The organism is Chryseobacterium jejuense, assembly GCF_900100075.1.
GTDB lineage: Bacteria > Bacteroidota > Bacteroidia > Flavobacteriales > Weeksellaceae > Chryseobacterium > Chryseobacterium jejuense.
On the sequence record NZ_FNEG01000002.1, the window covers coordinates 13,387 to 37,976 of the forward strand.

Sequence of the window (24,590 nt, forward strand, 5' to 3'; positions counted from 1 at the left end):
AATCATCCCTTCGGGATTGATATCATTTGATAGATTGTTGAATTGATTTATTTTGTTTCACTTAGTCTTAAAATGTCACCGAATACTCCTCTTGCTGTTACCTTTGCTCCGGCTCCGGCTCCCATAATTACAATTGGATTTTCACCATAACTTTCTGTGTAGATCTCAAAGATGGAATCTGAACCTTTCAGTTGTCCTAGCGCAGAACTTCCCGGTACAGAAATCAGTTTTACATCAAGCTTTCCTTTTTCTTCCTGTAAGTTTCCGTGCAGGTCTCCCACATAACGTAATACGTGACCAGGCTCCTGATTTTCTTTGATCTTCTGGTATTCATCATCCAGTTCTTCTAATCTTGAAAGGAACTCTGATTTTGAAACTGACAATAGATTTTCCGGAACCAGATTTTGAATGTTGATATCTTCAAATTCATTGATTAGATCTAATTCTCTTGCCAGGATCAATAGTTTTCTTGCCACATCATTTCCGGATAGGTCTTCTCTTGGATCCGGTTCTGTGTATCCTTTTTCCAAAGCTTCATTCACAATTGTTGAGAATTTTTCATCTCTTAAAGAAAAATTGTTGAAAACATAGCTTAATGTTCCGGAGAACACTCCTTTAATTCTTGTGATATTTTCTCCCGAAAGGTGTAATAATTTGATGGTATCAATTAACGGAAGACCTGCTCCTACATTGGTTTCATACAGATAACGTCTGTTGTTTTTGCTCAACGTATATCTTAGTTTACGGTATTCTTCAATAGGAAGAGTGTTGAAAATTTTGTTGGAAGAAACCAGGTCGAATCCGTTTTCAGCTAATGCATGGTAGTTCTTCACAAAATCCTTGCTTGCCGTGTTATCTACAACAATTAGATTTTCCAGTTGGTTTTCATTGGAAAAATTGATCAGCTCTTCTACGTTGGATGGCTGTTCTGCTGTTAAAACCTCATCAGGCCAGTTGGCGTCAAAGCCTTTTTTGTTAAATGCAATCTTCTTTGAATTGGCTACTGCAACTACTTTAAGGTCTATTTTTTTACGTCTTTTAATCTCTTCTGAAGATTCTAAAACCTGTTCAATTAATGTTTTCCCTACATTTCCATGACCAATAATGGCAAGATGAACGGTCTTCGGCTTTTTGAAGATTTCAGACTCTATGATGTTTTTTGTTTTTTCATCCTGCGAAGAAGTGACTACAATGTTTACTCTGTTTTCACCAGCAACTTTGTTTAAAAGCAATGGGAAAACATTGTTTCTCGCCAGCTCTGCAAAGACTTTATTGGAGTCTTCTGCTACAAAACCAATAACAGAAACATTGTTGATACTATATATTTGAGATACTTTTCCTGACTTTCTCTCTGCTTCAAATTCATCAATAAGACAAGCTACTGCTGTTTCAGCATCGTTTTCGTGTACTAAAATAGAAATTCCATTTTCTACTGCTTGCTGAGAAATTACTCCCACACTGATACGCGCTAAAGTAAGCGCTTTAAAAATTCGTCCGTCAATTCCGATTTCTCCTAAGAAATCTTCTCCTTCAAATTTGACAATTGATCTGTTCTTTAAAAATTTTATTTCGTTGGCATTTTTCATGACTCTATAAAATGTTTTTTATGATATTATTTAATTGTTGATATTCCATTAGGAAGGCATCATGCCCGTGCATAGATTGGATCTCGTGATAAGAGATATTCTCCTTTTTCTTTTTCAGCTTTTCAAAACACATTCGGATTTCAGAAGCCGGGAAGAATAAATCTGTATCTACGGAGATCATGTGCATTCGTGCTTCTATTCTCTCCAGAGCTGTTTCATCAGTATTTATATTCATCAGCAAATGATTCATCAGTTTATAGGCTTGCAAACTAAACCTTTCGTTTAATGCATTACCGTGATAAACCAGCCAATCTTCTGATTCCAGGCGTTGTTTCTCCTGATTGTATTTATTTTGAAATCTTTCATTAAGTGATTCCGGAGTTCTATAGCACAACATGGCATGGATTCTTGCTTTTTGTAATGGCTCATCTTTATCATTCAATAAAAATTTCTGAACCAGACATTGTGCATGAAGCCAATCATGAGTTCTGTAATCACAGGCAATGGGAATAAAAATTTCTGCCAGCTTGGGTTGTTTTGCTAACATTTCCCACGCAATTCCTCCGCCGAGGGAGCCTCCAATAATGGAGTATAGGTTTGTAATATGTAAAGCTTCTAATCCTTTCAGAAATATATTGGCTATATCTGAAGGGGTGAAGTCTTCATAATTTTCAATTAAAAAATGATCGTATCCGTTTCCGGGAATGTTGAAGCACAGAACAGTATATGTATTGGTATCAACGATCTGATTTTCACCTACCAATTGTTTCCACCAGCCTTTTTCTCCGGATACGTTTGAATTTCCGGTAAGGGCATGATTAATTAAAATGATAGGAGCTGTAAACAGGTCTTTCCCGAAAAGCTCATAGCTCAACGAGATATTGTATTCCTTTTGGGAACTGGTTTGATACGAAAGATTAATATAGTTTAGTTCTGTTTTCAATTCTATTAAATTTTAATACAATTGAAAATGCCACAGGAAATGGCTGAAAAGAACTTCAGTAAGTTATCTGTCCAAAATTACTTTGGTAGAACGTAGCACCTTCTTTGCTTGCGCAAAGGGTTGCTAAGGTTTCATAGGGTCTAATCCCTCAACCTTTCTTGATAACATTTTCAATATTTGAATGAACGAATAGTGCAAAGGTAGTTCTTTTCTTTTAAAATCAAAAAAAAATTAATTTAATATTTAAAAAAGCCCTTAAACACAAGTATTTCAAAGGCATATTAATTATTATTCAGATAAAATGAATTGGAATTATTTTACAAAAAAACTAACTTCGTATTGAAAAATGATGAAATATGATCGCCGAAAAAGAAAGATTACAAGATACCAAATGGAAAAACTGGGGACCTTATGTAAGCAACCGGCAATGGGGAAATGTACGGGAAGATTACAGCCCGGACGGGAATGCGTGGAATTACACCAATCATAATAACGCGGAAAGCTATACCTACCGTTGGGGTGAAGAAGGTATTGCAGGAATTTCTGATGTAAAGCAGCTGTTCTGCTTTGCCCTTTCGTTCTGGAATAAAAGGGATAAAATTGTTAAAGAGCGTTTCTTTGGATTGAGCAATCCACAGGGAAACCATGGTGAAGACATCAAAGAAATTTTCTATTATCTGGATAATACGCCTACTCATAGCTATATGAAAATGGTTTATAAATATCCTATCAATCAATTTCCTTATGATGAACTTGTTGCAGTAAACGGAAGCCGCAGCAAACAGGAGCCGGAATATGAAATTTTTGACACAGGAATTTTTGACAACGATGCCTATTTTGATATTTTTATTGAATACTGTAAAGCCGATCACAATGATATCCTGGTAAGAGTAACCGTTTGCAACCGAAGTCAATATGATGCACCTATTGTGGTTGCACCTACCACATGGTTCAGAAATAACTGGAAATGGGGATACAATACTTATAAAGCTGAAATGAATGCTTCGCATGACGGAAGTATTACTATTGAGCACGATAGTATATCCATCAAGAAGTTTTATTCAAGAAATGGGAACGCTGAAAGTGTATTCTGTGACAATGAAACCAATACTCCCAAGCTTTATGGAGCTCCTCAGGCAGAAAACACTTACTTTAAAGATGGAATCAATGATTATATTATTCACCGCAGCAATACGGTAAATCCCGAGAAAAGAGGAACTAAAGCTTCTTTTTTAATCGATGAATTAATTGGAGCCGGACAATCTCAGGTCTTTGAATTCAGGCTATGTCCTGATGAAAGCGATGAGCCATTTGATAATTTTGATGGAATCTTCGAGACCAGAAAGGCTGAAGCAGAGGAATTTTATAATGAAGTTCAAAATGATACAACCAATGAAGATGAAAGAAACGTTCAAAGACAGGCTTTTGCAGGACTTCTTTGGAATAAACAGTTCTACCATTACAATATCGGAAAATGGCTGAAAGGGGATCCGAACTTTGAAGCTCCAAGAAATTTTCATGATTATGTAAGAAATACAGAATGGAACCATCTTCATAATAAAGATATTATTTCCATGCCTGATAAATGGGAATATCCATGGTATGCAACCTGGGATCTAGCTTTTCACTGTGTTCCTTTGTCTATCATTGATGCGGAATTTGCTAAAGGACAGCTCTTACTTCTGACTAAAGAATGGTATATGCATCCTAACGGACAGCTGCCAGCCTATGAGTGGAATATGAGTGATGTGAATCCGCCTGTACATGCGTGGTCTTGCTTCAGGGTTTTTAAGATTGATGAAAAAAACAATGGAAAGCCAGATTTATTATTTCTTGAAAAAGTATTCCAAAAGCTTCTTCTGAATTTCACATGGTGGGTCAACCGAAAGGATAAAAACGGAAAGAATATTTTCGGAGGCGGCTTCCTTGGGCTGGATAATATCGGAGCTTTTGACCGAAATACTGTTTTAGAGGATGGCCAACATCTTGAACAGGCAGACGGAACAAGCTGGATGGCCATGTATGCCCTGAATATGATGCGGATTGCCATGGAACTTGCCCAATATTACCAAGTGTATGAAGATATGGCTATCAAATTCTTTGAACATTATCTTTATATCGCAGAAGCCATGGAAAATCTGGGAGAAGGAACAAAAGGTTTATGGAATGAGGAAGATGGATTTTTCTATGATGTTCTCCAACTCGGAAACGGAAATAGTGTTTCTTTACGATTGAGAAGTATTGTTGGATTAATTCCTTTGTTTGCTGTAGAAATCGTAGATCACAGACTTCTGGAAAAGATGCCGAATTTTAAAACCCGAATGGAATGGATCTTAAAAAATAAACCGGAACTCACCAAATTGGTTTCTCATTGGGACGAGGAAGGGCAAGGCAGAAAACACCTGATGAGTATTCTCCGCAAAAACAGATTAACTAAGGTTTTAACAAGAATGCTGGATGAAAAAGAATTTTTAAGTTCTTATGGAATCCGGGCCATGTCTAAGGTATATGAAGAAAATCCTTTTGTATTCTCTGTTCATGGTCATGAAAATGTTGTGTATTATACTCCGGCAGAAAGCGACAGCCGAATGTTTGGTGGAAACAGCAACTGGCGTGGACCCATCTGGTTTCCTATTAACTTCCTCATCGTGGAAAGTTTACAACGTTTTCATTATTATTACGGAAACAGTCTGAAAGTAGAGTTTCCAACCGGAAGTGGGGATAAAAAAAACCTGGATGAAGTGGCTCAAAATATCAGTAAAAGACTTTGTTCTATTTTCTTAAAAGATGAACATGGGCAACGTGCCTTCAATGGTGGAAATCCGAAGTTCAATTATGATGAGCATTTTAGAGACTATATCACATTCTTTGAATACTTCCATGGAGATAACGGTCGTGGTGTAGGTGCTTCTCATCAAACAGGATGGACAGCCACTGTGGCTAAATTGATAAAACCAAGACTTACCTTCTAATGAGTAATCAGTAATAGGTAATGAGTAATAAAAAACCGGATGTTTCATCCGGTTTCTTTTTTGTACACTATTTTTTTTGCAACGAATTCACGAATTATTTGTTCACATAAAGCCTATATACCTATTTTTTATAGGATAGTATATTATTAAAACATTAGTGCATTAGTGGCTAAATAAAAAATGAGGCTTGAAAGCCTCATCTATAGTTTTAAATTTTTTCTCCGTTAACGAATACTTCGTATCCGATTTCTACGTTTGGTTCTAACGTTTTTGATACAGAACAATATTTTTCGAAAGATAATTCTGCAGCTTTCAAGGCTTTTTTAGGATCAATTTCTCCTTCTAAAAGGAATTTTACTTTAATGGATTTGAAAGGTTTTGCATCCTCTACCTGAACTCTCTCTCCTTCTACTTCTGCCTGAAAACTTTTAATTTCCTGACGTTGCTTCTTTAAAATAGAAACTACGTCTATTCCGCTGCATCCTGCTACTGCCATCAGAACACTTTCCATTGGAGAAACTCCTTTAGCTCCAGGTTGTGAAGTATTGTCTAAAAGGATAGAGTTCCCCTGTCCGTTTGTACATTCAAATAAAAAGTCGTCGTTGATTCTATTAAGTGTTATTTTCATTGTTGCTTATTATTCCTGCAAAATTATAAAATTCCTCTGGCTTTTATCTCTAAATATTTATTGATAACATCGATGTTCAAATTCTCAGGAAGTGTATATACTGTATAAATTCCGTATTTGCGGAGTTCCTGAATAATTAGTTTCTTTTCAAATTCAAATTTTTCAGCAACAATTTCGTCATAGATTTCCTGCATACTTTCAGGGTTCTTATTGATGAGTGTCTGCAGTTCCGAGTTTTTGAAGAAAACTACTACCAACAGGTGGTTTTTAGCAATTCCGCGAAGATATTTTAATTGACGGTTTAATCCGTCTAATGTTTCAAAGTTAGTAAACAGCAAAATCAAGCTTCTTTGATTGATAGAATATTTTACATCCTGATACAATCTATTGAAATCACTTTCAAAGAAATCGGTTTTAACATTATAAAGCGACTCTGATATTTTCTTAAGCTGTCCAGATTTATTCTCAGCAGCAATTTTATTTTCTGCTTTTTTGGAAAAGGTCATCATTCCTGCCCTGTCTCCTTTTCTTAAAATAATATGAGACAAAGCCATGGTTGCGTTGATGGAATAATCTAAAAGACTCAATCCTTTGAAAGGCATCTTCATGGTTCTTCCTTTATCAATCAGCATGAAAATACGCTGTGATTTTTCGTCCTGAAATTGGTTTACCATCAAACGGTTGGCCTTCGAAGTTGCTTTCCAGTTGATGGTTCTGATGTCATCTCCCGGAACATACTCTTTGATCTGTTCAAATTCCATCGTATGCCCAAGCTTTCTTACCTTTTTGATTCCGCCTAACAGAAACTCACTCTGCAACGCCATCAACTCATATTTTCTGAGATGAATAAAAGACGGATAAGACGGCAACATGGCATCTTTCTGAAAACTGAATCTTTTGGCAACAAACCCTAATGGTGATGAAGCATAAACATTCAAGCTTCCAAAATGATATTCTCCTCTTTCTTTAGGTTCTAAGCTATATTGAAAGAAAGTATTTGTCCCAGGATTAATCATTTTTTCAATTAAAAAATCTCTTTTCTGGAACTGAAACGGTATTTCATCAATGACCTTCGTCGTGATTTTAAAATTGTAATTATTTTTAATATCAATCTTTACAAAATTCTCATCTCCATTGGACAATTTTTCCGGTAATATTCTTTGCGCCTGTACAGCATTTTTCTGATTAAATATCAGCAAATAATCTACCATAACGGCAAGAAAACATATCAGCAATACAATGTGGGCTGCCCACATCAGTACTGGAAAGAAAAACGCCAGAACATACAGGATCCCCACTCCAATGAGCGTAAAGAAGAAACGGGTATTGATGTATAAGTTTTTCATTGTTTAGGTTGCAGGTCGCAGATTATAGGTTTTAGGTACGTGCTCATTCACTTTATGTAAATCATTATTATTGTAGTGAGCTAATTAAGCCATTCAACATTTTCATTATTTCAATAATTTCCTGATTTAATTTTAAATAATCTTCTTCATTTAAAAATTTGAGATTTTTTGAAATTATTAATTGTGTTTCTACTTCTGCACGGCTCCCTCTTGATATTTTTAAAAACTGTAGATAATCCAGTTTACTTCTTCTTGAATTTCCCTCAGCAATATTGGAGGGTATAGAAACTGCAGCCCTTCTGATCTGTGATATTAATCCATAGACTTCATTCTTAGGAAAGACTTCTGTAATTCTATAAATTTCAGTAACAAAATCAATAGACTTCTGCCAAACTAAAAGATCTTTAAAATTTGCCATATGTAATATTTTGTACTTTAATTAAACCATATACTTTATCTACTGCCACCTTCTACCTATTATCTACTACCTATCTAGGAATTTCTATTCCTTCTAAGATTTGACGGATAATTTCATCTGCAGTAAGCCCTTCCATTTCTCTTTCCGGAGAAACAATTACTCTGTGTCTTAATACGGCATAACTTGCCTCCTTGATATCTTCAGGTGTAACAAAGTCTCTTCCTCTTAATGCTGCAAAAGCTTTGGAAGCAGTAAGAAGTGCCAGTGAAGCTCTTGGTGAAGCCCCCAAATACAAGAACTGATTTTCTCTGGTGTTGATAATAATTTTTGCAATATATTCCATCAACTGGGACTCTACAATGATTTCTTTTACCAAATGCTGGTAAGATTTCAATTGTTCTGCTGTAATAACATGGTTTATCCCTTCTGTTTTATCTTCTTTTTTACTTTCGTGCTGATTTTTAATGATCGCGATTTCCTGCTCAAGATTCGGATAACCTACGTTAATTTTGAACAAGAAACGGTCTAGCTGCGCTTCAGGAAGTCTGTATGTTCCTTCATGTTCTATTGGATTTTGGGTAGCTACCACCAGAAATGGTTCCTCCATAATATAACGGGTACCATCCATTGTGATCTGTCTTTCTTCCATGACTTCAAATAATGCAGCCTGAGTTTTTGCTGGTGATCTGTTGATCTCATCAATCAGTATAAAGTTAGAGAAGATTGGTCCTTTTTTAAATTCAAATTCAGAGTTTTTCACACTGAAAACTGAAGTCCCCAGGATATCTGAAGGCATCAAATCCGGTGTAAACTGAATTCTGCTGAAACCTACATCAATGGTTTTGGCTAATAATTTTGCCGTAATAGTTTTAGCAACTCCCGGAACACCTTCAATCAGAACATGGCCGTTTGAAAGTAAAGCAGCCAGAAGATGTTCTATCATGTTTTCCTGTCCTACAATTACTTTTCCTATTTCCGCTTTTACCTTATCCAGGCTTGCACGAAGCTCTATCATATCAATTCTCGACTGGAACTGATCTTCGTTTTTATTGAGATTGATAGAGGTTTGATTTTCTATGTTTGAGTTATCTGGATTTTCCATAATTTTTATTTTTTGGTTTGATAGGACTTCGTTCTATCTTTGGCTAAATCGTCCCGTTGGGACTCTTATTTTACTATCTCGTCTAATAATTTATTGATTCTTGCTAAGTCTTCCTTCATTACACTAGCATATGGATCCTGTGCTCTTTTGATAAGACTGATTGCTTCATTAATCATTTCCATGGGTTTTCCGGTTTTCATCTGGAGCTTCTTGGCAAATTCTTCATCTATATTTTGAGTGTCAATCAGAAGGTCTAATCTTACTTTGTTCAAGAAATATTGGGCTTTTTTCGCCATCATATCATGGAAATCGCCTTCCTGAAGATAGAGATTTCCGATGCTTTTCACAAAATCCAGTGAGGTATTTCTCAATGGTTCTATTACAGGTACTATTCTCTGTTTTCTTTTTGCATTAAAGAAAATAAAAAGAACAAGCCCACCCAGAAATACCCACCATGCATATTTCAGCGCCGGATTCCCCAATATAAATCTCATGAAAAAACGGGAAGCATTGGAATTATTCTCTACAAACCAAACCGTTTCCCGATCCGGGAGATAAGAGAATACATCCTGCGCATATTTTACATTTCCGGGTTTCAACAGATAATAGTTGGTAAGGAAAAGTGGTTCGCTATGAACGTAGAAATTTCCTTTCCCGAATTTTACTTTGATGAAGTTAACCTGATCTGTATTTTTCTTCTCTACAGTTTTCCCCAATACTTCTACACCGGGTTTAATAAATGAAAAACCTCTTCCTGATGGAAATTTATCCAGCTGAATGAAGTCATTCTTATATTTTGTATCCGTAAGCTTAAGGACATTTTCTTCTTCAAAAGAAATCTCTGAATCATAAAACCCTATACTGTCTGAAACGTCTTTAGGCATGCGGCTTATCACCAGCATGGCATCCGAGCCTTTTGAAACCTGATCTATAATTTTTTTCCAAGATTCTGTATCAATCTCAGTTTCAATAATGACAATATTATGGGTGTCTTTTTTATGTTGATTGTAATATTCGTAAGGGGTCTGCTTGATCTTCTTCAGATTATTTTTAAAAAGATCTTTAGCTTCATTATCAAATACAAAAAGACCAAACGGAGACTTTTGATCGACATCAAAATTTTTACGCCAGTCTGTAGTCTCTTTTTTATTTACTTCAAGCAACGCCAAAATAACCATCACAACGATGAAGATCACAGCATATATTCTGAAAGTCTTATTCATGGTTAATGGGGTTATGGTTTAAATGCCTGGAATTGATTTTTAAATTTCTGATAGCTCTCTTCATCAATATTGAATTCTCCGTACCATACATAATCGAAGATATATGACAGATCAAAGAATTCATTTTTAAGATGGGCTGCTTTCAGTTCTGCCACATAGTCTTTATTGGTCTTTTCAGGATTCCAGTTAATCAGTTTTTTGTCGCTTAATTTTTTAAGAATGAATAAGAACTGGTAACGAACTGCTGAACGATAATCTCCTGTATGTTCAAATTTTGCAATACTTTCAGGGAAATTGATTTCATGGATATTTTCATGGAGTTCCTCTACATTCAGATTCATCTTCTTATTCTTTTTTCCGAAAATAAAGTTCCCGTCTTTTCCGACAATATATTTAATAACAAAATACAGAAGAAATCCTACCAGAATTATCGCAAAAAGGCGCACAAGTGCTACAGTTAATTTAGAAGATTTTTCAAAAACCGTTTCTCCAAAAATACTTCTGAAAATACGGTCAACTTTTCTCAGCAGTTTCTGCCAGAAAGATTCTCTGGGTTTTGATACGGTATAATCAAATTCATTTCCTTTATATCTTGATGGAACATTCTTCTTAAATTCCTTTGAATACACTGTATTTTCTGAAACAGGGTTCTTTGCCAGTACAGAGTCTGCCCGAAGCATATTATGGTAATGCCCGGTTGTATACAGTGAATCTGCCGTATAATCATCCTCCTGAGCATTAACAAAGCTTAGGGAGAAAACTAATAATATGAAAAAAAGAATCCTATTCATTAATTCCAATAGTGTCTATTTCCTCAAGTTCTACTTTCTGATGAAGGTCTGTTCTGCTGTCATAATACATCAATCCCGCATTCACATACAACAGATTGGAAAGGAAGAATGAAAGCAGCATCGAAATCCCATAAAACACAAAAAATGCTATTCCAAAAGCACCTGTGAAAGGGTTTTGCTCAAAATTTCCATCGGGTGTAGTTGTGAGTACCGAACCATAGAAAAAGATCATCGGAATGTAGGTAAATACAGAACTGACCAGTGATATTATAATAAACATCACAAATGATGCTCCCCAATATTTCCAAAAAGGTGATTTTTCACTTCCGTTAGGATAAGAAAACTGTGAACGGATAGAACGGCTCAGGCTTTCCATGAAACCTCTGTCTGAATTAAAATAATCATACATCAGAAATGTAATCACATTAAATAATGTAGGATAAACAATCATAACCAGGAAAATTCCGATAAGCACAAAGATCAGAAGATAGGAGAACCCTACCACAAATAATGATAAAGGAATTACAATAAATGTCATCCCAAGGCATAACTTAGCAATTTTACCTATGTTTTCTTTAAAGTCACCTAAAATCTCATCCGTCTTTATACTCTTTACTCCGTTAGCAACCCTTTTCAGATAAAAGACAGGATAAAGATAATTGATAATCGCCAGGATCATAAAAAGCAGGAATGTAAGAACCCCTACCCCAATCAGCATTCCGGCATTCTCTGAAAAATATCTTTCAAAATAATAAGTATCTCCACCCAGATTGGAGCCGAAAATTTGAGAAAAAAGTTCTTTATATCCGAAAATAAAAACTGTTACCATTAAAATCAACAGTAAACCGTTAATCAGAATGTAGTTTTTAAAATAATTTTTCCCATATAATTTGAAAAAGTTGATACTGTCACTGATGAAAGTTCCAAAATCTCTTTTTTTATAAAATTGTATCATTGGTGTGTTTATTAGTTTTTTTATTGACAATAGCTGGATATACAAAATAGTAGAATCCTATCACTGCCAGAGATCCCAGAATAATAATCAGATTCAGGATAACAGGCATTTTTAAGGCATGCCTTGTCACATACCCTTCGATAATTCCAGCACAAATAGTGAAAGGAACAGTGCTTAAAAATATTTTAAAAGAGTCTTTAAATCCTTGTTTAAAAGAATTAAATCTTGAAAGAGTCCTTGGAAACAGAATGGATGCTCCTAAAATTAATCCACACATAGCTTCCACAACCATGGCGAATATTTCAAAAACACCATGAAGCCAGATTCCTCTTGCACTATCTTTTAATGCTCCATAATCATAGAAAAAGTACTGGAAAGATCCCAACATTACACTGTTGGAAAGCAAAGCAAATAGAGTTCCCACTCCGCCAGCAATTCCGTATATGTATAATTTAGCGCCTACCTGGATATTGTTGAAAATAATTCCAATCGTTGTTCCCCAAGTTGTTCCACTCTGATAGACTCCAACTGCATTATTCTTTTTAATATTCTCGATGGTTTCGTTTACATAGCTTTCTCCAAGAATAATATTTACAAAATCTTTATCATACATGGCTGAAAGTACTCCTATGGAAGTAAAAAGAACAAAAAACAGAAAAGCATACAGTAAATATCTCCGATACTGATACACCAGCAGCGGCACCTCTGTTTTAAAGAAATACACCAATCTGTTTTCCTCTACTCTTTTGGTTTTATAAATCTTTTGAAAGATTTGGGAAGATAGGTGATTCAGATAAACAGTAGTATTACTTTTAGGATAGTAAGTCTGAGCAAAAGAAAGATCATTGATCAGGTTTATATACAATGAAGACAGGTCATCAGGATTTTTTTTTATTTTCCCATCAATAACCTGTTCTATTCCCAACCATTTTTCTTTATTTTGTTTAATGAAATAAACTTCTCTCATAATTGTAAGGCTAAAATAATAAAAAATATGTCTCAGATCGCGATAAATACCTCACAAAATGTAAATATTAACTTCAATACAGCAAGTGTTGGAGAAAGAATGCTTGCATTTATCATTGATCTTCTGATTAGGGTTGCCTATGTTGTTATCGTTCTGTATTTATTTTTCAACATCCTGGACCTGGGCTATTTACTTAATGGCCTTGATAGTTGGTCTGTAATGGCCGTTTATATTATCCTTACTTTTCCTACTTACATTTATCCTCTTGTTTTGGAGAGTTTAATGGAAGGACAGACCCCTGGAAAAAAACTTATGAAAATCAGAGTGGTAAAGATTGATGGATACCAGGCCAGTTTTGGAGATTATATGATCCGTTGGGTATTCAGACTGGTTGATGTATCTTTTGCCGGAGTGGTAGGCTTAATTTCAATGATTGTTTCCAAAAACAATCAGCGTTTGGGGGATATCGCTTCAGGAACTGCTGTGATTTCTTTAAAGAACAACATCAATATTTCTCATACTATTCTTGAAAACATCAACGAAGACTATGTTCCTTCATTTCCTCAGGTGATTGCTTTGAGTGATAATGATATGAGAATCATCAAAGATAATTATACCAAAGCTGTGAAAGCCGATGACCGTCAGATTATCAGTAAGCTTTCCGATAAGATTAAAAGCATTCTTAAACTGGAAATAGATCCTACCAAAATGACGGAAAAACAGTTTATCAATGTTATTATTAAAGATTATAACTATTATACAGGAAAAGATAATTAGCAAACTCTTCAATTATAAATTTTGCTTCTCAAAATGAATGGTGAATAATAAACTATTGAAACCAATACATTTCATCAGTCCTCATAATTTTCGTATCTTTATTAGCAATAAAGCCCCTTATCATGAAATTTGAAAACAACAAATCCGGAAACGGCGGAGTTCTTACCCTGAATAACGAAATAAAAGAAATAGGAAGATTAACGTATACTATTTTCCCGGAAGATCAAAAACTGATTATTTCTTTTGTTTTGGTACATCCTGAATTTGAAGGAAGAGGAATGGGAAAATATTTAGTGGAAGAAGCCATCAAATTTGCAAGGGAAAATAGCTGGAATGTTTATCCTCACTGTTCTTATGCAAGAGCAGTTATGATGAGAATGAATGATGTGGAGGATATCTTTTTAAAGAATTAAAACATCCTTCACCAGAATTTCTTCAATATCATCCGGATAATCTACTTCCAGATGATGATCTGAAGCTACCCACTCCATAATCTCCTGCAGGTTTAGAACCTTAGAATTCGGAATCCCCATCTTATCGAGAGCACAGGCATTACATTCCTGTTCATACTGGTTATGAATAGGAATTACAAATAACTTTTTATCCATGAAAAGTGCTTCAGCGGGAGTTTCGAAACCTGCATTGCACAGAATTCCTTCACAACCCTCAAAATATTTGAGATATTGGATTTCATCAATAGGAAATACTTCAACATTTTTTACTTTAATCTGTACTTTACTGTATTTTGAAAATACTTTCCATTCTACCGGAATTTTCCTTAGAACCTTAATAATATTTTCATCTGCAAAACTTGGAAGATAAACAAGGTAATAGCCTTGTTTGTAAGGATTAAGATTTCTGATCTTTCTTCGAATGACCGGTTTTTTAATCTGTGGATGATAATTTTCAAAATGAAAACCAATCTTTCTTTCGCTGGGAACATAATATTTTAAAATCATTTCTCCCAGAAAATCTTTCTTTTCAGGTTTAGGGGTTTCCGCAAAACTCATGGAGGCCTGATGACTAAGTTCAATCATTGGCAGCTTCTTCAGTTTTGAGGCCCAGCCTGTCAAAGGTTCATAATCGTTAATGATTAAATCATATTGAGAAAGCTCTAAATTCCTTATTGTTTTTGCTGCATCAAAGAATTTATTTTCAACAAATGTTTTTCGGTAGGATAAACCGCCTGTTTTATTATAAAGAAGGGAAATACCTCTATATTGGAAATCAATGGAAAAATCAGCCTTTAATTGCGATTGGTGACCACTGATGAGTGTATCCACCGAAGCATACTTTTTGAGTATCGGAATAATCTCCTGTGCCCTGGCCACATGACCGTTTCCGGTACCCTGAAATGCATACAAAATTTTCATTAAGTGAAATTGGTTACGATTTTTAAAAGCTCAGAATTATCCATCTCCTGTATTTCCTCTGCTTCGTCATCTTTTAGTAAATGTTTATGATCGTCATAATAAAAGATCTTCCATTCCTTATCATGATATTCTAGTGCCGACAGGTTTTCAATCCAGTCTCCGGAATTCAGATAAGTACAGGATCCTTTTTTATTAACAACCTCTCGAATCTGAGGCTGATGAATATGCCCACACACTACATAGTCGTATTGATTATCAATGGCCAGTTCAGAAGCTGTAAGCTCGAAGTCTCCAATATACTTTACTGCTTTCTTTACATTATTTTTAATTTTTTTTGAAAATGAATATTTTTCTTTACCCATCTTCTCTAAAAACCAATTTACAACATTATTGATGATAATTAAAAGATCATATCCTTTTCCACCGAGTTTGGCGATCCATTTGGAATGCTGAACTGAGGCATCGAAAACATCACCATGAAAGATCCAGGTTTTCTTCTGGTCAATAGTTAGGCATATTTTATTACAGACTTTCAGTTTTCCCAATTCAAAATCGGTAAACTTACGGAACATTTCATCATGATTGCCTGTGATATAATAAACATCCGTATTCTTGGTAGCAAATGAAAGGATCTTCCGGATCACTTTCAAATGAGGTTTAGGGAAGTAAGACTTTTTGAATTGCCAGATATCAATAATATCACCATTCAAAACCAAAGTTTTAGGCTGGATAGAATTGAGGTATCTCAGCAATTCCTTAGCCTTACATCCATAAGTTCCCAAATGAACATCCGATATGACAACTAACTCAACGTTTCTTTTCATCCGTATATTTTTCAGCTTTAAAATTTGCTGGACGGAACGCCTGTTATTTCCGAATTGAAAACATGGTAAGGCGTTTCATAGTTTTTTACAAAGAAACTAATTGAAAGTTAACTGTATATGAATGCTATGTTATTTTTTATAAAGAGTTCATTAGCTCTTCAGTGATTTCCATATTGTGGTAAACGTTTTGTACATCATCATCATCCTCGAAACGCTCAAGCATTTTCATATTCGCTTTGAACTGTTCTTCGTTTACTTCTTTTGTATTGTTTGGAATTCTTTGTAATTCTGCACTCTTTGCTTCAATTCCAAGTTCGTCTAATTTGTGAGATAGGGATCCAAAATCTTCAAAAGCAGTTGTAATCATTACTTCTTCTTCGTCTTTTTCTACATCTTCAGCTCCACCATCAATCATTTCCATTTCGAAGTCATCCCACTCCATTTTCACTTGGGCCAAATCAATTGTAAAAATTCCTTTTCTATCAAAGATAAATGCAAGCTCACCGTTTTTACCAAGGTTTCCGTCAAACTTATTAAAAATAGCTCTTACGTTAGCTACCGTTCTTGTAGTGTTGTTTGTAGTACATTCTACAAAGAAAGCAACACCTCCCTGTCCGTATCCTTCATAAGTAATTTCTTCATAGTTTTCAGCATCAGCACCACTGGCTTTTTTAATTGCTCTTTCTACGTTATCCTTAGGCATGTTTGCCCCTTTAGCATTTTGGATACATCTTCTCAATGCCGGGTTAGCTTCAGGATCTGTTCCTCCAGCTTTTACAGCTAATGCAATATCCTTACCTATTTTAGAGAATGTTTTGGCCATTTTATCCCATCTGGCCATTTTAGAAGCTTTTCTATATTCAAATGCTCTTCCCATTTTTAAATTTTAAATTTTCAACAAAATTACTTAAAAGTCTACAAAAAAAAAATACCTCCAAAAAAATTTGGAGGTATTCATTATTTAGAAAAATTAATTATTTTTTCTTTTTAGCTGGAGCTTTTTTCTTAGCTGGAGCTTTTCCTTTTTTCACTACAGTCTTCTTCACTACTACGTCTAGATCAGATTTCTTAAGTGCATCCCAAGCAGCACCGTTGATAGCTTCAACAACTACTTTTCTGTCAACCATTCTTTCAGCATCAGTTGCTTTTGCTGGAACTTTAGCATCTCTAGAACCTACACCAGTAGATTTTAACTGAGTACCGCTAACTCCTCTAGATTCAAGAGCAGCAACCACAGAAGCAGCTCTTTCTCTTGAAAGTTTCAAGTTGTAAGCAGCAGCACCTTTAGCATCTGTATGACCTGTTACTAAGAACGTACCATCAGTAGATTCTTTAATGATTGTAGCAGCTTCATCTAATTTGCTGTTAGATTCTGGTCTGATAGTCGCTTTGTTAAAGTTGAACAAGATTCCTTTAAGTGCACCTGTTGCATTTGTAGCGATTACTTCTTTTGGTTTAGGACATCCGTTGTATTCTGGAAGACCTGGAACAGTAGGACAAGCATCATCTTTATCAAGGATACCGTCACCGTCTGTATCTGGCCAAGGACAACCTTTGTTTTCAGCAGGACCTGCAACTGTAGGACAAGCATCATCTTTATCGATTACACCGTCACCGTCAGTATCTGGCCAAGGACAACCGTTGTTTTCAACTGGACCAGCTACATCTGGACATTGATCGTCTTTATCTGGAACTCCGTCACCGTCAGTATCAGGACATCCCTGGAATTCTGGTAAACCTGGAGTATCTGGACAAAGATCGTCTTTATCTAGGATACCATCCTTATCTCTATCTCTGTTTCCGAATCTGAATAAGATAGACGCAGAAGCTTGCCAGAAGTTAGCAACAGTAGACTTATCACCTGGAGTTGATACATAATCTCCTTGGATACCAAGACCGAAGTTTTTAGTTACCCAGAAGTTAGCACCAGCACCTGTAGATACAGTAAAGAAGTTAGCTTTACCAGCCTCGTTACCATCTTTTCCGTTTGGTACGTTAGCATCTAATACATTACCATTAGCATCAAGACCATTCTTAGGGAATGTTTGTCCTGTATAGTCATGTCTTAGGTAGTTAGCACCAACTCTTAAATATGGATCGAACCAAGATTCTTCGTTCCATAAAAGACCTGCAGCTTTAGCCTGGAAACCAATACCTGTCATCAAGAAAAATTCTTTCCCCATGTTGAATCTTTTGTTTTCAACATTTCCAACAGAAGTTTGCCAGTCGATAACTAAACCTTTACCAACGTTTCTAGCAACTGTTAGCTTAGATAATGGAGGTGTAATAGAATAGCTGTTCATATTGAACAGATTCTTTGTCAAATTTTTCGCAGAGAACGTATTACCGAATGAAGATCTTGCTGCTACGTGGTTTTCAGCGTGAGCACCAACTCCGATTAACCACGGATTGTTGGTAGTCTGTGCGAAAACAGTAGAGGCAACGGTAAGCGCCAATGCTGAAATTCCTAATTTTAGATTTTTCATAGAATTAAATGATTAAATAATTGATAATGCAAAATAAATATAATTTTTCTTTATATACAAAGTTTTTCAAATGATTTTTAACTTTTCTTTAATATTCTGTCCAGGTTCCGCTTATTTTCTCTATCTTTAATGGCCTCTCTTTTATCAAAAAGCTTTTTCCCTCTACCCAGCGCTATCAGCACTTTTGCTTTCCCTCGATCAGTGATATATAATTTCAAAGGTATAATCGTATTTCCTGCATCCTTTAACTTTTTTTCAAGTTTCTGCAATTCTTTTTTGTGCAAGAGCAATTTCCGTTCCCTTTTTGTTTTATGATTGTAAAAAGTTCCCAATTTATACTCATCAATCATCATGTTGATGATGTATAACTCCCCATCAATAAACTGACAGAAGGATTCTGTGATAGATGCTTTAGAAGAACGTAAAGATTTTATTTCTGTACCTGTTAAAACCATTCCAGCTTCGTATTCTTCTAGAATTTCATATTCAAAGCGGGCTCTTCTATTTAATATACTGACTGTTTTTTCAATCTTCATCATTTTAAAATTTCGTTAATGAAATATATAAAAAATACCATACATTTAAAAACTTGACTATTATATTATTACAAAATACCCAAATTCTTTTCGTATTTTTGCGCCAAATTTACAAAACTATATGTTAACAGTATCTAACTTATCTTTACAATTCGGGAAAAGAGTTCTTTTTGACGAGGTAAATATTATGTTTACCAAAGGAAACTGCTACGGGATCATCGGAGCAAACGGGGCGGGAAAGTCTACATTCCTTAAAATATTAACAGGAAAGCAGGATCCTACAACAGGTAACGTATCTCTGGAACCAGGGAAGAGAATGTCAGTTTTGGAGCAAGATCACTTTGCTTTTGATCAATATACTGTTCTTGAAGCTGTACTAAGAGGTAATAAAAAATTATTTGAGATAAAAGAGGAAATGGATGCGTTATACGCAAAAGAAGATTTCTCTGACGCAGATGGAATTAAAGCTGGGGAACTGGGTGTAATCTATGATGAAATGGGTGGATGGACTGCAGAATCTGATGCACAAACCATGCTTTCAAACGTAGGTATCAAAGATGATATGCACTGGCAAATGATGAGTGAACTTGAGAACAAGGACAAAGTAAAGGTTCTTTTGGCTCAGGCACTTTTCGGAAATCCTGATGTACTAATCCTGGATGAGCCTACCAATGACCTTGACATTGATACTATATCTTGGCTTGAAGATTTCCTTGCTGATTACGAGAATACTGTAATTGTAGTATCTCACGACCGTCACTTCTTGGATACGGTTTGTACACATATCGGAGATTTAGATTATGCTAAACTTAACCTTTATACGGGTAACTACTCTTTCTGGTACCAAGCATCTCAATTAGCAACAAGACAAAGAGCTCAGGCTAACAAGAAAGCTGAAGAGAAGAAAAAAGAACTTCAGGATTTCATTGCCCGATTCAGTTCTAACGTTGCTAAGGCTAAACAGGCTACTGCAAGAAAGAAAATGATCGACAAATTAAATATTGACGATATTAAGCCTTCTTCAAGAAGATATCCTGCCATCATTTTTGAAATGGAAAGAGAAGCTGGAGATCAAATCCTTGATGTAAAAGGTCTTGAAAAAACAAAAGACGGAGAATTATTATTCTCTAGTATTGATTTAAACCTTAAAAAGGGGGATAAAGTAGCAGTGCTTTCTAAAAACTCTCTGGCAATCACTGAATTTTTCGAAATTCTGGCTGGAAATGTTGAGGCAGACAAAGGAACTGTTGCTTGGGGAGTTACAACAAACCAATCTCACATGCCTTTAGATAACACTAATTTCTTCCAGGAAGATTTAAGCCTGGTTGATTGGTTAAGACAATTCACTAAAAACGATGAGGAGCGCCACGAAGAGTTCGTAAGAGGATTCTTAGGAAGAATGCTTTTCTCTGGTGATGAAGCGCTGAAATCTTGTAAAGTACTTTCCGGAGGTGAAAAAATGAGATGTATGTTCAGTAGAATGATGCTTCAGAAAGCTAACGTTCTTTTATTAGATGAACCTACCAACCACTTAGACCTTGAAAGTATCACAACATTGAACAACTCATTGTCTAACTTCAAAGGAAACCTTTTATTGGCATCTCATGACCACGAAATGTTATCAACTGTCTGTAACAGAATCATTGAACTGACTCCAAGCGGAATCATTGACAGAGAAATGACTTATGACGAATACCTTGCTGATAAAAAAGTAAAGGAATTAAGAGAGAAAATGTATTCTTAATCTGATACATTCAATATATAAAAAACCTCAAAGCAATGCTTTGAGGTTTTTTCGTTTAAACAATAAATAAAATAATTATTTTGTAAGTTTCGTTGTTGGAATAGCTACAGTTCCCGGATCTTTCCATAATCCGTCTTTTTCTGCTCTCTTTTTAACAGCTTGTGCTCTCTTTTCACTGTCCGGGTGAGAGTTGAACATTTTTTCAAAACCAGATTGTGTACTTCCTTCTGACAATAAAGCTAATTTTTTGAAAGCGGTATAAGCACCTACTACATCATACTTATTAGCTTTCATAAAATCATAAGAATAAGTATCTGCTTCAGATTCTTGTTTTTTACTGTGAGAAGCATCTAAAAAGGCGTTAGCCATTTTTCCTATCTGGCTGTCATTAAGAGTAGCTACTGCTCCAGATGCTGATGAAGCTGCATCTAATGCTGCTGCTTTTAAATAAGCAGATTTCATGGCATCTTTTGTATCCTGATTTTTAACGTGACCGATTTCATGGCCAATTACAGCCAATAATTCGTTATCCGTCATAATATCCATTAGAGAAGAGAATACACGCACACTACCGTCTGCACAAGCAAAAGCATTGATATCTTTTACTTTATATACTTTATAGTTCAGATTCAGACCGTCTTGTGTTTTGTGTTTTCCAAACAGTTTGTTCAATCTTACTGTATATGGATCTTTAGGTCCTGCTACAGCATTATTTTTATCCATCCAATCTACAGATTCTTTAGATAATTTGATGGCATCTTCGTTCGTAAACGTTAAAGCTTTTGCACCCTTTGTAACAACTCCGGCAGCTTTTCCGAGATTAAATTGTGCATTCATCGAGTTCATTGCCCCTAAAATAGTAAGGCATACGATAATTTTTTTCATAGTCATTTAAATTTGGAGGACGAAGGTAATCAATTTTTAACAATTATTAAGTCAAAACTTAGCTCCCTATCCAATCAAAATGCTATTTTTTTTCCTTATTTTTGTGAACATGAGTCAAAAATGGATTTACAAGCCCGAACCCGATGAGGAAGTTGTGGACGGACTAAGTTCGTCACTTGGTTTTGGCACTTTTGAATCTAAACTTCTCGTTCTAAGAGGAATTGACAATTATCAGAAGGCTAGAGAATTTTTCAAACCAAACCTTAACGATATACACAGTCCGTTTTTAATGGCAGACATGCAAAAAGCTGTAGAGCGTATTGCCACTGCAATTGAAAATGGCGAAAAAATATTGGTATATGGTGACTATGATGTGGATGGAACTACAGCAGTTGCCTTAATGTACCTTTACCTTAGCAAAATTGTTGAGAAAAAATATCTGGACTACTATATTCCGGACAGGAATTCTGAAGGATACGGAATTTCTACAGAGGGAATTGATTTTGCTAAAGAGAATGGTTTTTCATTAATCATTGCTCTAGACTGTGGAATTAAGGCGCTCGATATGATTAGTTATGCTTCCAGCCTGGACATAGATTTTATTATCTGTGATCACCACCTTCCCGGTGAAGAGATTCCTAATGCTGCAGCTGTTCTGGATCCTAAAAGAAGTGACTGCCGATATCCATTCAAGGAGCTTTCCGGATGTGGTGTAGGCTTTAAACTTTGCCAGGGACTGAATACCATCTATAAACTTCCGGATGCTGAGTTATTTGAACTTACAGATCTTCTGGCTATATCCATTGCCGCCGACATTGTTTCTATGACCGGAGAGAACAGGGTTCTTGCAAAAATGGGATTGAAAACCCTTAGAAAAACAAGAAATCTTGGGATAAGGTTATTAATTCCTGAGGATAAACTGTCTCATTTTGAAATTTCAAATATTGTTTTTGAAATTGCTCCTAAAATAAATGCTGCAGGAAGAATTTCCCATGGAAAAGCGGCTGTAGAGCTTATGGTTTCTGAAAATCTGAAACATGCCAACCAGATCGTGAGTGACATTATGAATCTCAACGATGAAAGACGCGAGCTGGATATGAACTCTACCCTTTCTGCTTTGAATCAGATTATAGAATCTCAGCAGGAAACAAAACATACTACCATTGTTTATCATCCTGAGTGGAACAAAGGGGTAATCGGAATTGTAGCTTCAAGACTTATTGAAACCTACTATAAACCTACCCTGGTCTTTACAGACGGTAATAATGGTGAAATGGTAGCTTCCGCAAGATCTGTTTCAGATTTTGATGTTCATGAAGCTCTGGATTTATGTTCTGAATATTTCCTTAAATTCGGGGGGCATCATGCTGCTGCCGGACTTTCTATGGAGAAAGAAAAATTTGAAGCATTCAAAATAAAGTTTGAAAAAATTGTTTCAGAAAAAATTCAGAACCACCAAAAGGAACCCTCTATTACTATTGATTCAGAAATTGAGGTTGATGATATCAACAGAGAGTTTATCAATTTCCACAGAAAACTGGCTCCTTTCGGACCTCAGAATATGAAGCCTATCTTCACCCTAAATGACCAGAAACTTTCGGGTTATGTAAAAACAATGGGGAAAGATAATAATCACCTGAAGTTTTATATTAAACAGGAAGCTACAGGAAGAAATATTGAATGTGTTGGTTTCAAACTAGGACAATTTCTAGAGGATTTTAAAAATAAAAGTTTTGACCTTGCTTTTACTCTGGAAGAAAATCACTGGAAAGGCAATGTAACTCATTATCTCAATATAAAAGATGTAAAGTTTAGGGATTAGGTAATCATCATTCATACGATTACTTATTTCCTGCTACCTAACTAATATGAAAAAAATCGGGCTATTCTTCGGATCTTTTAATCCAATCCATATCGGACATCTTATTTTAGCTAATTATATTCTGGAAAATACGGATATGGATGAACTATGGTTTGTAGTGAGCCCACAAAATCCGTTCAAGGATAAGAAATCTTTGTTGAAAGACCACAATAGATTGGATATGGTACAGCTCGCTGTGAAAAACTATCCAAAAATGCGTGCTTCCAATGTAGAGTTTTCTCTTCCGAAGCCAAGTTATACTATTGATACTCTTACTTATCTTCACGAAAAATATCCGGACTACTCTTTCAGCCTGATTATGGGAGAAGATAATCTGGATAGTCTTAACAAATGGAAAAATGCTGATGCTCTGATTAAGAATCACCATATCATTGTTTATCCGAGGGTATTTGAAGGCGAAAAGAAAGATTCTGAATATCTTCAGCATGAGAATATCTCTATGATAAAAGCTCCGGTGATAGAACTTTCTGCTACTGAAATCCGTAATATGATAAAAGACAGTAAGAATGTAAGGCCTATGTTACCACCTGAAGTCTTTGAATATTTGGATGGTAGTAATTTTTATAAGTAATTTTGCAAAACCAAAAATCAGAGGTTAAAAATTAGAAACAAAAGTCTCTTCGCTTTTAACGCTCTACTTATCATACAAGAAATGGACTTCATCGAAAAATTTTTCTCAAAATACTCCCAGGAAAAGCTCATCAAATGGTTTAAACAGATTTGTCTTGCAGAGGCCATTTCATGTGTTTTATTGTATTGTGTTGCGATGATCTGGATTCGATATGATGAAAATCTGTATTCCATTATTTTTATTAGTGTAGTTGGTAGCTTACACGGATTATTTTTTACCCTCTATCTTTTACTCTGCATTCCTGCAAGAAAAATCTACAATTGGGATGATGAAGATTTTGTCTTCGCTCTATTAGCTGCGTTTTTCCCCTTTGCTACGGTATGGGTAGATAAAAAACTGGCAAAATTCGACAGGGAATAAAATTATTTTTCATAAAATTTCATGTTTTACTGTAACAAAATTATTGTTACAGTTGTCTTATTATACGGAAAGGTCAAGCAAGTAAATTTTTAAACATAAAATTTAACAACTGATAATCAATGTATTAAAATTATTTTAATTTATTTTTAAGTACTTTGTAT

General features: G+C 35.3%; 23 protein-coding genes and 1 riboswitch. Of the genes, 7 read left to right on the top strand and 16 right to left on the bottom strand.

What is annotated here, in order from left to right:
* Positions 1 to 47 precede the first annotated feature (47 nt).
* Together BLS98_RS05655 and BLS98_RS05660 are read right to left on the bottom strand one after the other, a co-directional pair.
* The gene (locus tag BLS98_RS05655; RefSeq protein ID WP_089734510.1) at positions 48 to 1,586 is read right to left on the bottom strand and encodes an ACT domain-containing protein; all 1,539 of its coding nucleotides are present in this window, start codon (positions 1,584 to 1,586) and stop codon (positions 48 to 50) included.
* Positions 1,587 to 1,590: 4 nt separating this feature from the next.
* Complete coding sequence (locus BLS98_RS05660; RefSeq protein ID WP_089734512.1) at positions 1,591 to 2,529, bottom strand: alpha/beta fold hydrolase; 939 nt, start codon at positions 2,527 to 2,529, stop codon at positions 1,591 to 1,593.
* A 60-nt stretch (positions 2,530 to 2,589) separates the two neighbouring features.
* Positions 2,590 to 2,697, bottom strand: a riboswitch (SAM riboswitch).
* Positions 2,698 to 2,885: 188 nt separating this feature from the next.
* On the opposite strand from BLS98_RS05660, the gene BLS98_RS05665 reads away from it, so the two are divergent.
* The gene (locus BLS98_RS05665; protein ID WP_089734513.1) at positions 2,886 to 5,501 is read left to right on the top strand and encodes an MGH1-like glycoside hydrolase domain-containing protein; all 2,616 of its coding nucleotides are present in this window, start codon (positions 2,886 to 2,888) and stop codon (positions 5,499 to 5,501) included.
* Positions 5,502 to 5,709: 208 nt separating this feature from the next.
* Here the strand turns inward: BLS98_RS05665 and BLS98_RS05670 are convergent, their stop codons facing one another.
* The 8 genes from BLS98_RS05670 to BLS98_RS05705 all read right to left on the bottom strand — a co-directional run bounded on the left by BLS98_RS05670 (position 5,710) and on the right by BLS98_RS05705 (position 12,931).
* Positions 5,710 to 6,129, bottom strand: coding sequence for an OsmC family protein (locus BLS98_RS05670; protein WP_089734515.1), 420 nt, complete (start codon positions 6,127 to 6,129; stop codon positions 5,710 to 5,712).
* A 23-nt stretch (positions 6,130 to 6,152) separates the two neighbouring features.
* Positions 6,153 to 7,475, bottom strand: coding sequence for a DUF58 domain-containing protein (locus tag BLS98_RS05675; protein WP_089734517.1), 1,323 nt, complete (start codon positions 7,473 to 7,475; stop codon positions 6,153 to 6,155).
* A 67-nt stretch (positions 7,476 to 7,542) separates the two neighbouring features.
* Entirely contained in the window at positions 7,543 to 7,893 is a 351-nt protein-coding gene (locus BLS98_RS05680) for a four helix bundle protein (RefSeq protein ID WP_089734519.1), read from the bottom strand.
* Between the two features lie 70 nt (positions 7,894 to 7,963).
* Entirely contained in the window at positions 7,964 to 8,995 is a 1,032-nt protein-coding gene (locus BLS98_RS05685) for an AAA family ATPase (RefSeq protein ID WP_089734521.1), read from the bottom strand.
* A gap of 65 nt (positions 8,996 to 9,060) precedes the next feature.
* The gene (locus BLS98_RS05690) at positions 9,061 to 10,218 is read right to left on the bottom strand and encodes a DUF4350 domain-containing protein (protein WP_089734523.1); all 1,158 of its coding nucleotides are present in this window, start codon (positions 10,216 to 10,218) and stop codon (positions 9,061 to 9,063) included.
* 11 nt (positions 10,219 to 10,229) lie between these two features.
* A complete protein-coding gene (locus tag BLS98_RS05695; protein ID WP_089734525.1) occupies positions 10,230 to 11,009 on the bottom strand; it encodes a DUF4129 domain-containing protein in 780 nt (259 codons plus the stop codon).
* Positions 11,002 to 11,964 carry a DUF4013 domain-containing protein gene (locus tag BLS98_RS05700; protein ID WP_089734527.1) on the bottom strand — a complete coding sequence of 321 codons (963 nt, stop codon included), beginning with the start codon at positions 11,962 to 11,964 and terminating at the stop codon, positions 11,002 to 11,004. Before BLS98_RS05700 ends, BLS98_RS05695 begins: the two co-directional genes overlap by 8 nt.
* Positions 11,948 to 12,931 carry a stage II sporulation protein M gene (locus tag BLS98_RS05705; protein WP_089734529.1) on the bottom strand — a complete coding sequence of 328 codons (984 nt, stop codon included), beginning with the start codon at positions 12,929 to 12,931 and terminating at the stop codon, positions 11,948 to 11,950. Before BLS98_RS05705 ends, BLS98_RS05700 begins: the two co-directional genes overlap by 17 nt.
* Positions 12,932 to 12,958: 27 nt before the next feature.
* On the opposite strand from BLS98_RS05705, the gene BLS98_RS05710 reads away from it, so the two are divergent.
* Both BLS98_RS05710 and BLS98_RS05715 read left to right on the top strand, forming a co-directional pair.
* Positions 12,959 to 13,708 (top strand): RDD family protein, encoded by a 750-nt coding sequence (locus BLS98_RS05710; protein WP_089734531.1) that lies wholly within the window; start codon positions 12,959 to 12,961, stop codon positions 13,706 to 13,708.
* Positions 13,709 to 13,830: 122 nt separating this feature from the next.
* A complete protein-coding gene (locus BLS98_RS05715) occupies positions 13,831 to 14,121 on the top strand; it encodes a GNAT family N-acetyltransferase (protein ID WP_089734534.1) in 291 nt (96 codons plus the stop codon).
* Here the strand turns inward: BLS98_RS05715 and BLS98_RS05720 are convergent.
* From BLS98_RS05720 to smpB, 5 genes are all read right to left on the bottom strand, one after another.
* Positions 14,110 to 15,081, bottom strand: coding sequence for a glycosyltransferase family protein (locus BLS98_RS05720; protein ID WP_089734536.1), 972 nt, complete (start codon positions 15,079 to 15,081; stop codon positions 14,110 to 14,112). The two genes, BLS98_RS05715 and BLS98_RS05720, sit on opposite strands and share 12 nt — an antisense overlap.
* Positions 15,081 to 15,905, bottom strand: coding sequence for a UDP-2,3-diacylglucosamine diphosphatase (locus BLS98_RS05725; RefSeq protein ID WP_068940214.1), 825 nt, complete (start codon positions 15,903 to 15,905; stop codon positions 15,081 to 15,083). Before BLS98_RS05725 ends, BLS98_RS05720 begins: the two co-directional genes overlap by 1 nt.
* Positions 15,906 to 16,041: 136 nt before the next feature.
* A complete protein-coding gene (locus BLS98_RS05730) occupies positions 16,042 to 16,782 on the bottom strand; it encodes a YebC/PmpR family DNA-binding transcriptional regulator (protein WP_089734538.1) in 741 nt (246 codons plus the stop codon).
* A gap of 97 nt (positions 16,783 to 16,879) precedes the next feature.
* Complete coding sequence (locus tag BLS98_RS05735) at positions 16,880 to 18,391, bottom strand: OmpA family protein (protein ID WP_089734540.1); 1,512 nt, start codon at positions 18,389 to 18,391, stop codon at positions 16,880 to 16,882.
* A gap of 77 nt (positions 18,392 to 18,468) precedes the next feature.
* The gene (smpB, locus tag BLS98_RS05740; protein ID WP_045501613.1) at positions 18,469 to 18,927 is read right to left on the bottom strand and encodes an SsrA-binding protein SmpB; all 459 of its coding nucleotides are present in this window, start codon (positions 18,925 to 18,927) and stop codon (positions 18,469 to 18,471) included.
* A 121-nt stretch (positions 18,928 to 19,048) separates the two neighbouring features.
* On the opposite strand from smpB, the gene BLS98_RS05745 reads away from it, so the two are divergent.
* Positions 19,049 to 20,671, top strand: a complete 1,623-nt coding sequence (locus BLS98_RS05745; RefSeq protein WP_089734542.1) for an ABC-F family ATP-binding cassette domain-containing protein — start codon at positions 19,049 to 19,051, stop codon at positions 20,669 to 20,671.
* Between the two features lie 75 nt (positions 20,672 to 20,746).
* Here BLS98_RS05745 and BLS98_RS05750 read toward each other — a convergent pair whose 3' ends face one another.
* A complete protein-coding gene (locus BLS98_RS05750; protein WP_089734544.1) occupies positions 20,747 to 21,556 on the bottom strand; it encodes a M48 family metallopeptidase in 810 nt (269 codons plus the stop codon).
* 109 nt (positions 21,557 to 21,665) lie between these two features.
* On the opposite strand from BLS98_RS05750, the gene recJ reads away from it, so the two are divergent.
* The 3 genes from recJ (at position 21,666) to BLS98_RS05765 (ending at position 24,429) form a co-directional block, all read left to right on the top strand.
* Complete coding sequence (recJ, locus tag BLS98_RS05755; RefSeq protein WP_089734546.1) at positions 21,666 to 23,378, top strand: single-stranded-DNA-specific exonuclease RecJ; 1,713 nt, start codon at positions 21,666 to 21,668, stop codon at positions 23,376 to 23,378.
* A 46-nt stretch (positions 23,379 to 23,424) separates the two neighbouring features.
* Positions 23,425 to 24,009 carry a nicotinate (nicotinamide) nucleotide adenylyltransferase gene (nadD, locus tag BLS98_RS05760; RefSeq protein ID WP_089734548.1) on the top strand — a complete coding sequence of 195 codons (585 nt, stop codon included), beginning with the start codon at positions 23,425 to 23,427 and terminating at the stop codon, positions 24,007 to 24,009.
* Positions 24,010 to 24,090: 81 nt separating this feature from the next.
* On the top strand, positions 24,091 to 24,429 hold the full coding sequence (locus BLS98_RS05765) for a DUF3817 domain-containing protein (RefSeq protein WP_089734549.1): 339 nt from the start codon (positions 24,091 to 24,093) through the stop codon (positions 24,427 to 24,429).
* The last annotated feature ends 161 nt before the right edge of the window (positions 24,430 to 24,590 follow it).

Coding starts and splice junctions, on each gene's coding strand:
- BLS98_RS05655 (WP_089734510.1), bottom strand. CDS start 1,586: ATGAAAAATGCCAACGAAATAAAATTTTTAAAGAACAGATCAATTGTC.
- BLS98_RS05665 (WP_089734513.1), top strand. CDS start 2,886: ATGATCGCCGAAAAAGAAAGATTACAAGATACCAAATGGAAAAACTGG.
- BLS98_RS05670 (WP_089734515.1), bottom strand. CDS start 6,129: ATGAAAATAACACTTAATAGAATCAACGACGACTTTTTATTTGAATGT.
- BLS98_RS05675 (WP_089734517.1), bottom strand. CDS start 7,475: ATGAAAAACTTATACATCAATACCCGTTTCTTCTTTACGCTCATTGGA.
- BLS98_RS05680 (WP_089734519.1), bottom strand. CDS start 7,893: ATGGCAAATTTTAAAGATCTTTTAGTTTGGCAGAAGTCTATTGATTTT.
- BLS98_RS05685 (WP_089734521.1), bottom strand. CDS start 8,995: ATGGAAAATCCAGATAACTCAAACATAGAAAATCAAACCTCTATCAAT.
- BLS98_RS05690 (WP_089734523.1), bottom strand. CDS start 10,218: ATGAATAAGACTTTCAGAATATATGCTGTGATCTTCATCGTTGTGATG.
- BLS98_RS05695 (WP_089734525.1), bottom strand. CDS start 11,009: ATGAATAGGATTCTTTTTTTCATATTATTAGTTTTCTCCCTAAGCTTT.
- BLS98_RS05700 (WP_089734527.1), bottom strand. CDS start 11,964: ATGATACAATTTTATAAAAAAAGAGATTTTGGAACTTTCATCAGTGAC.
- BLS98_RS05705 (WP_089734529.1), bottom strand. CDS start 12,931: ATGAGAGAAGTTTATTTCATTAAACAAAATAAAGAAAAATGGTTGGGA.
- BLS98_RS05710 (WP_089734531.1), top strand. CDS start 12,959: ATGTCTCAGATCGCGATAAATACCTCACAAAATGTAAATATTAACTTC.
- BLS98_RS05715 (WP_089734534.1), top strand. CDS start 13,831: ATGAAATTTGAAAACAACAAATCCGGAAACGGCGGAGTTCTTACCCTG.
- BLS98_RS05720 (WP_089734536.1), bottom strand. CDS start 15,081: ATGAAAATTTTGTATGCATTTCAGGGTACCGGAAACGGTCATGTGGCC.
- BLS98_RS05725 (WP_068940214.1), bottom strand. CDS start 15,905: ATGAAAAGAAACGTTGAGTTAGTTGTCATATCGGATGTTCATTTGGGA.
- BLS98_RS05730 (WP_089734538.1), bottom strand. CDS start 16,782: ATGGGAAGAGCATTTGAATATAGAAAAGCTTCTAAAATGGCCAGATGG.
- BLS98_RS05735 (WP_089734540.1), bottom strand. CDS start 18,391: ATGAAAAATCTAAAATTAGGAATTTCAGCATTGGCGCTTACCGTTGCC.
- smpB (WP_045501613.1), bottom strand. CDS start 18,927: ATGAAGATTGAAAAAACAGTCAGTATATTAAATAGAAGAGCCCGCTTT.
- BLS98_RS05745 (WP_089734542.1), top strand. CDS start 19,049: ATGTTAACAGTATCTAACTTATCTTTACAATTCGGGAAAAGAGTTCTT.
- BLS98_RS05750 (WP_089734544.1), bottom strand. CDS start 21,556: ATGAAAAAAATTATCGTATGCCTTACTATTTTAGGGGCAATGAACTCG.
- recJ (WP_089734546.1), top strand. CDS start 21,666: ATGAGTCAAAAATGGATTTACAAGCCCGAACCCGATGAGGAAGTTGTG.
- nadD (WP_089734548.1), top strand. CDS start 23,425: ATGAAAAAAATCGGGCTATTCTTCGGATCTTTTAATCCAATCCATATC.
- BLS98_RS05765 (WP_089734549.1), top strand. CDS start 24,091: ATGGACTTCATCGAAAAATTTTTCTCAAAATACTCCCAGGAAAAGCTC.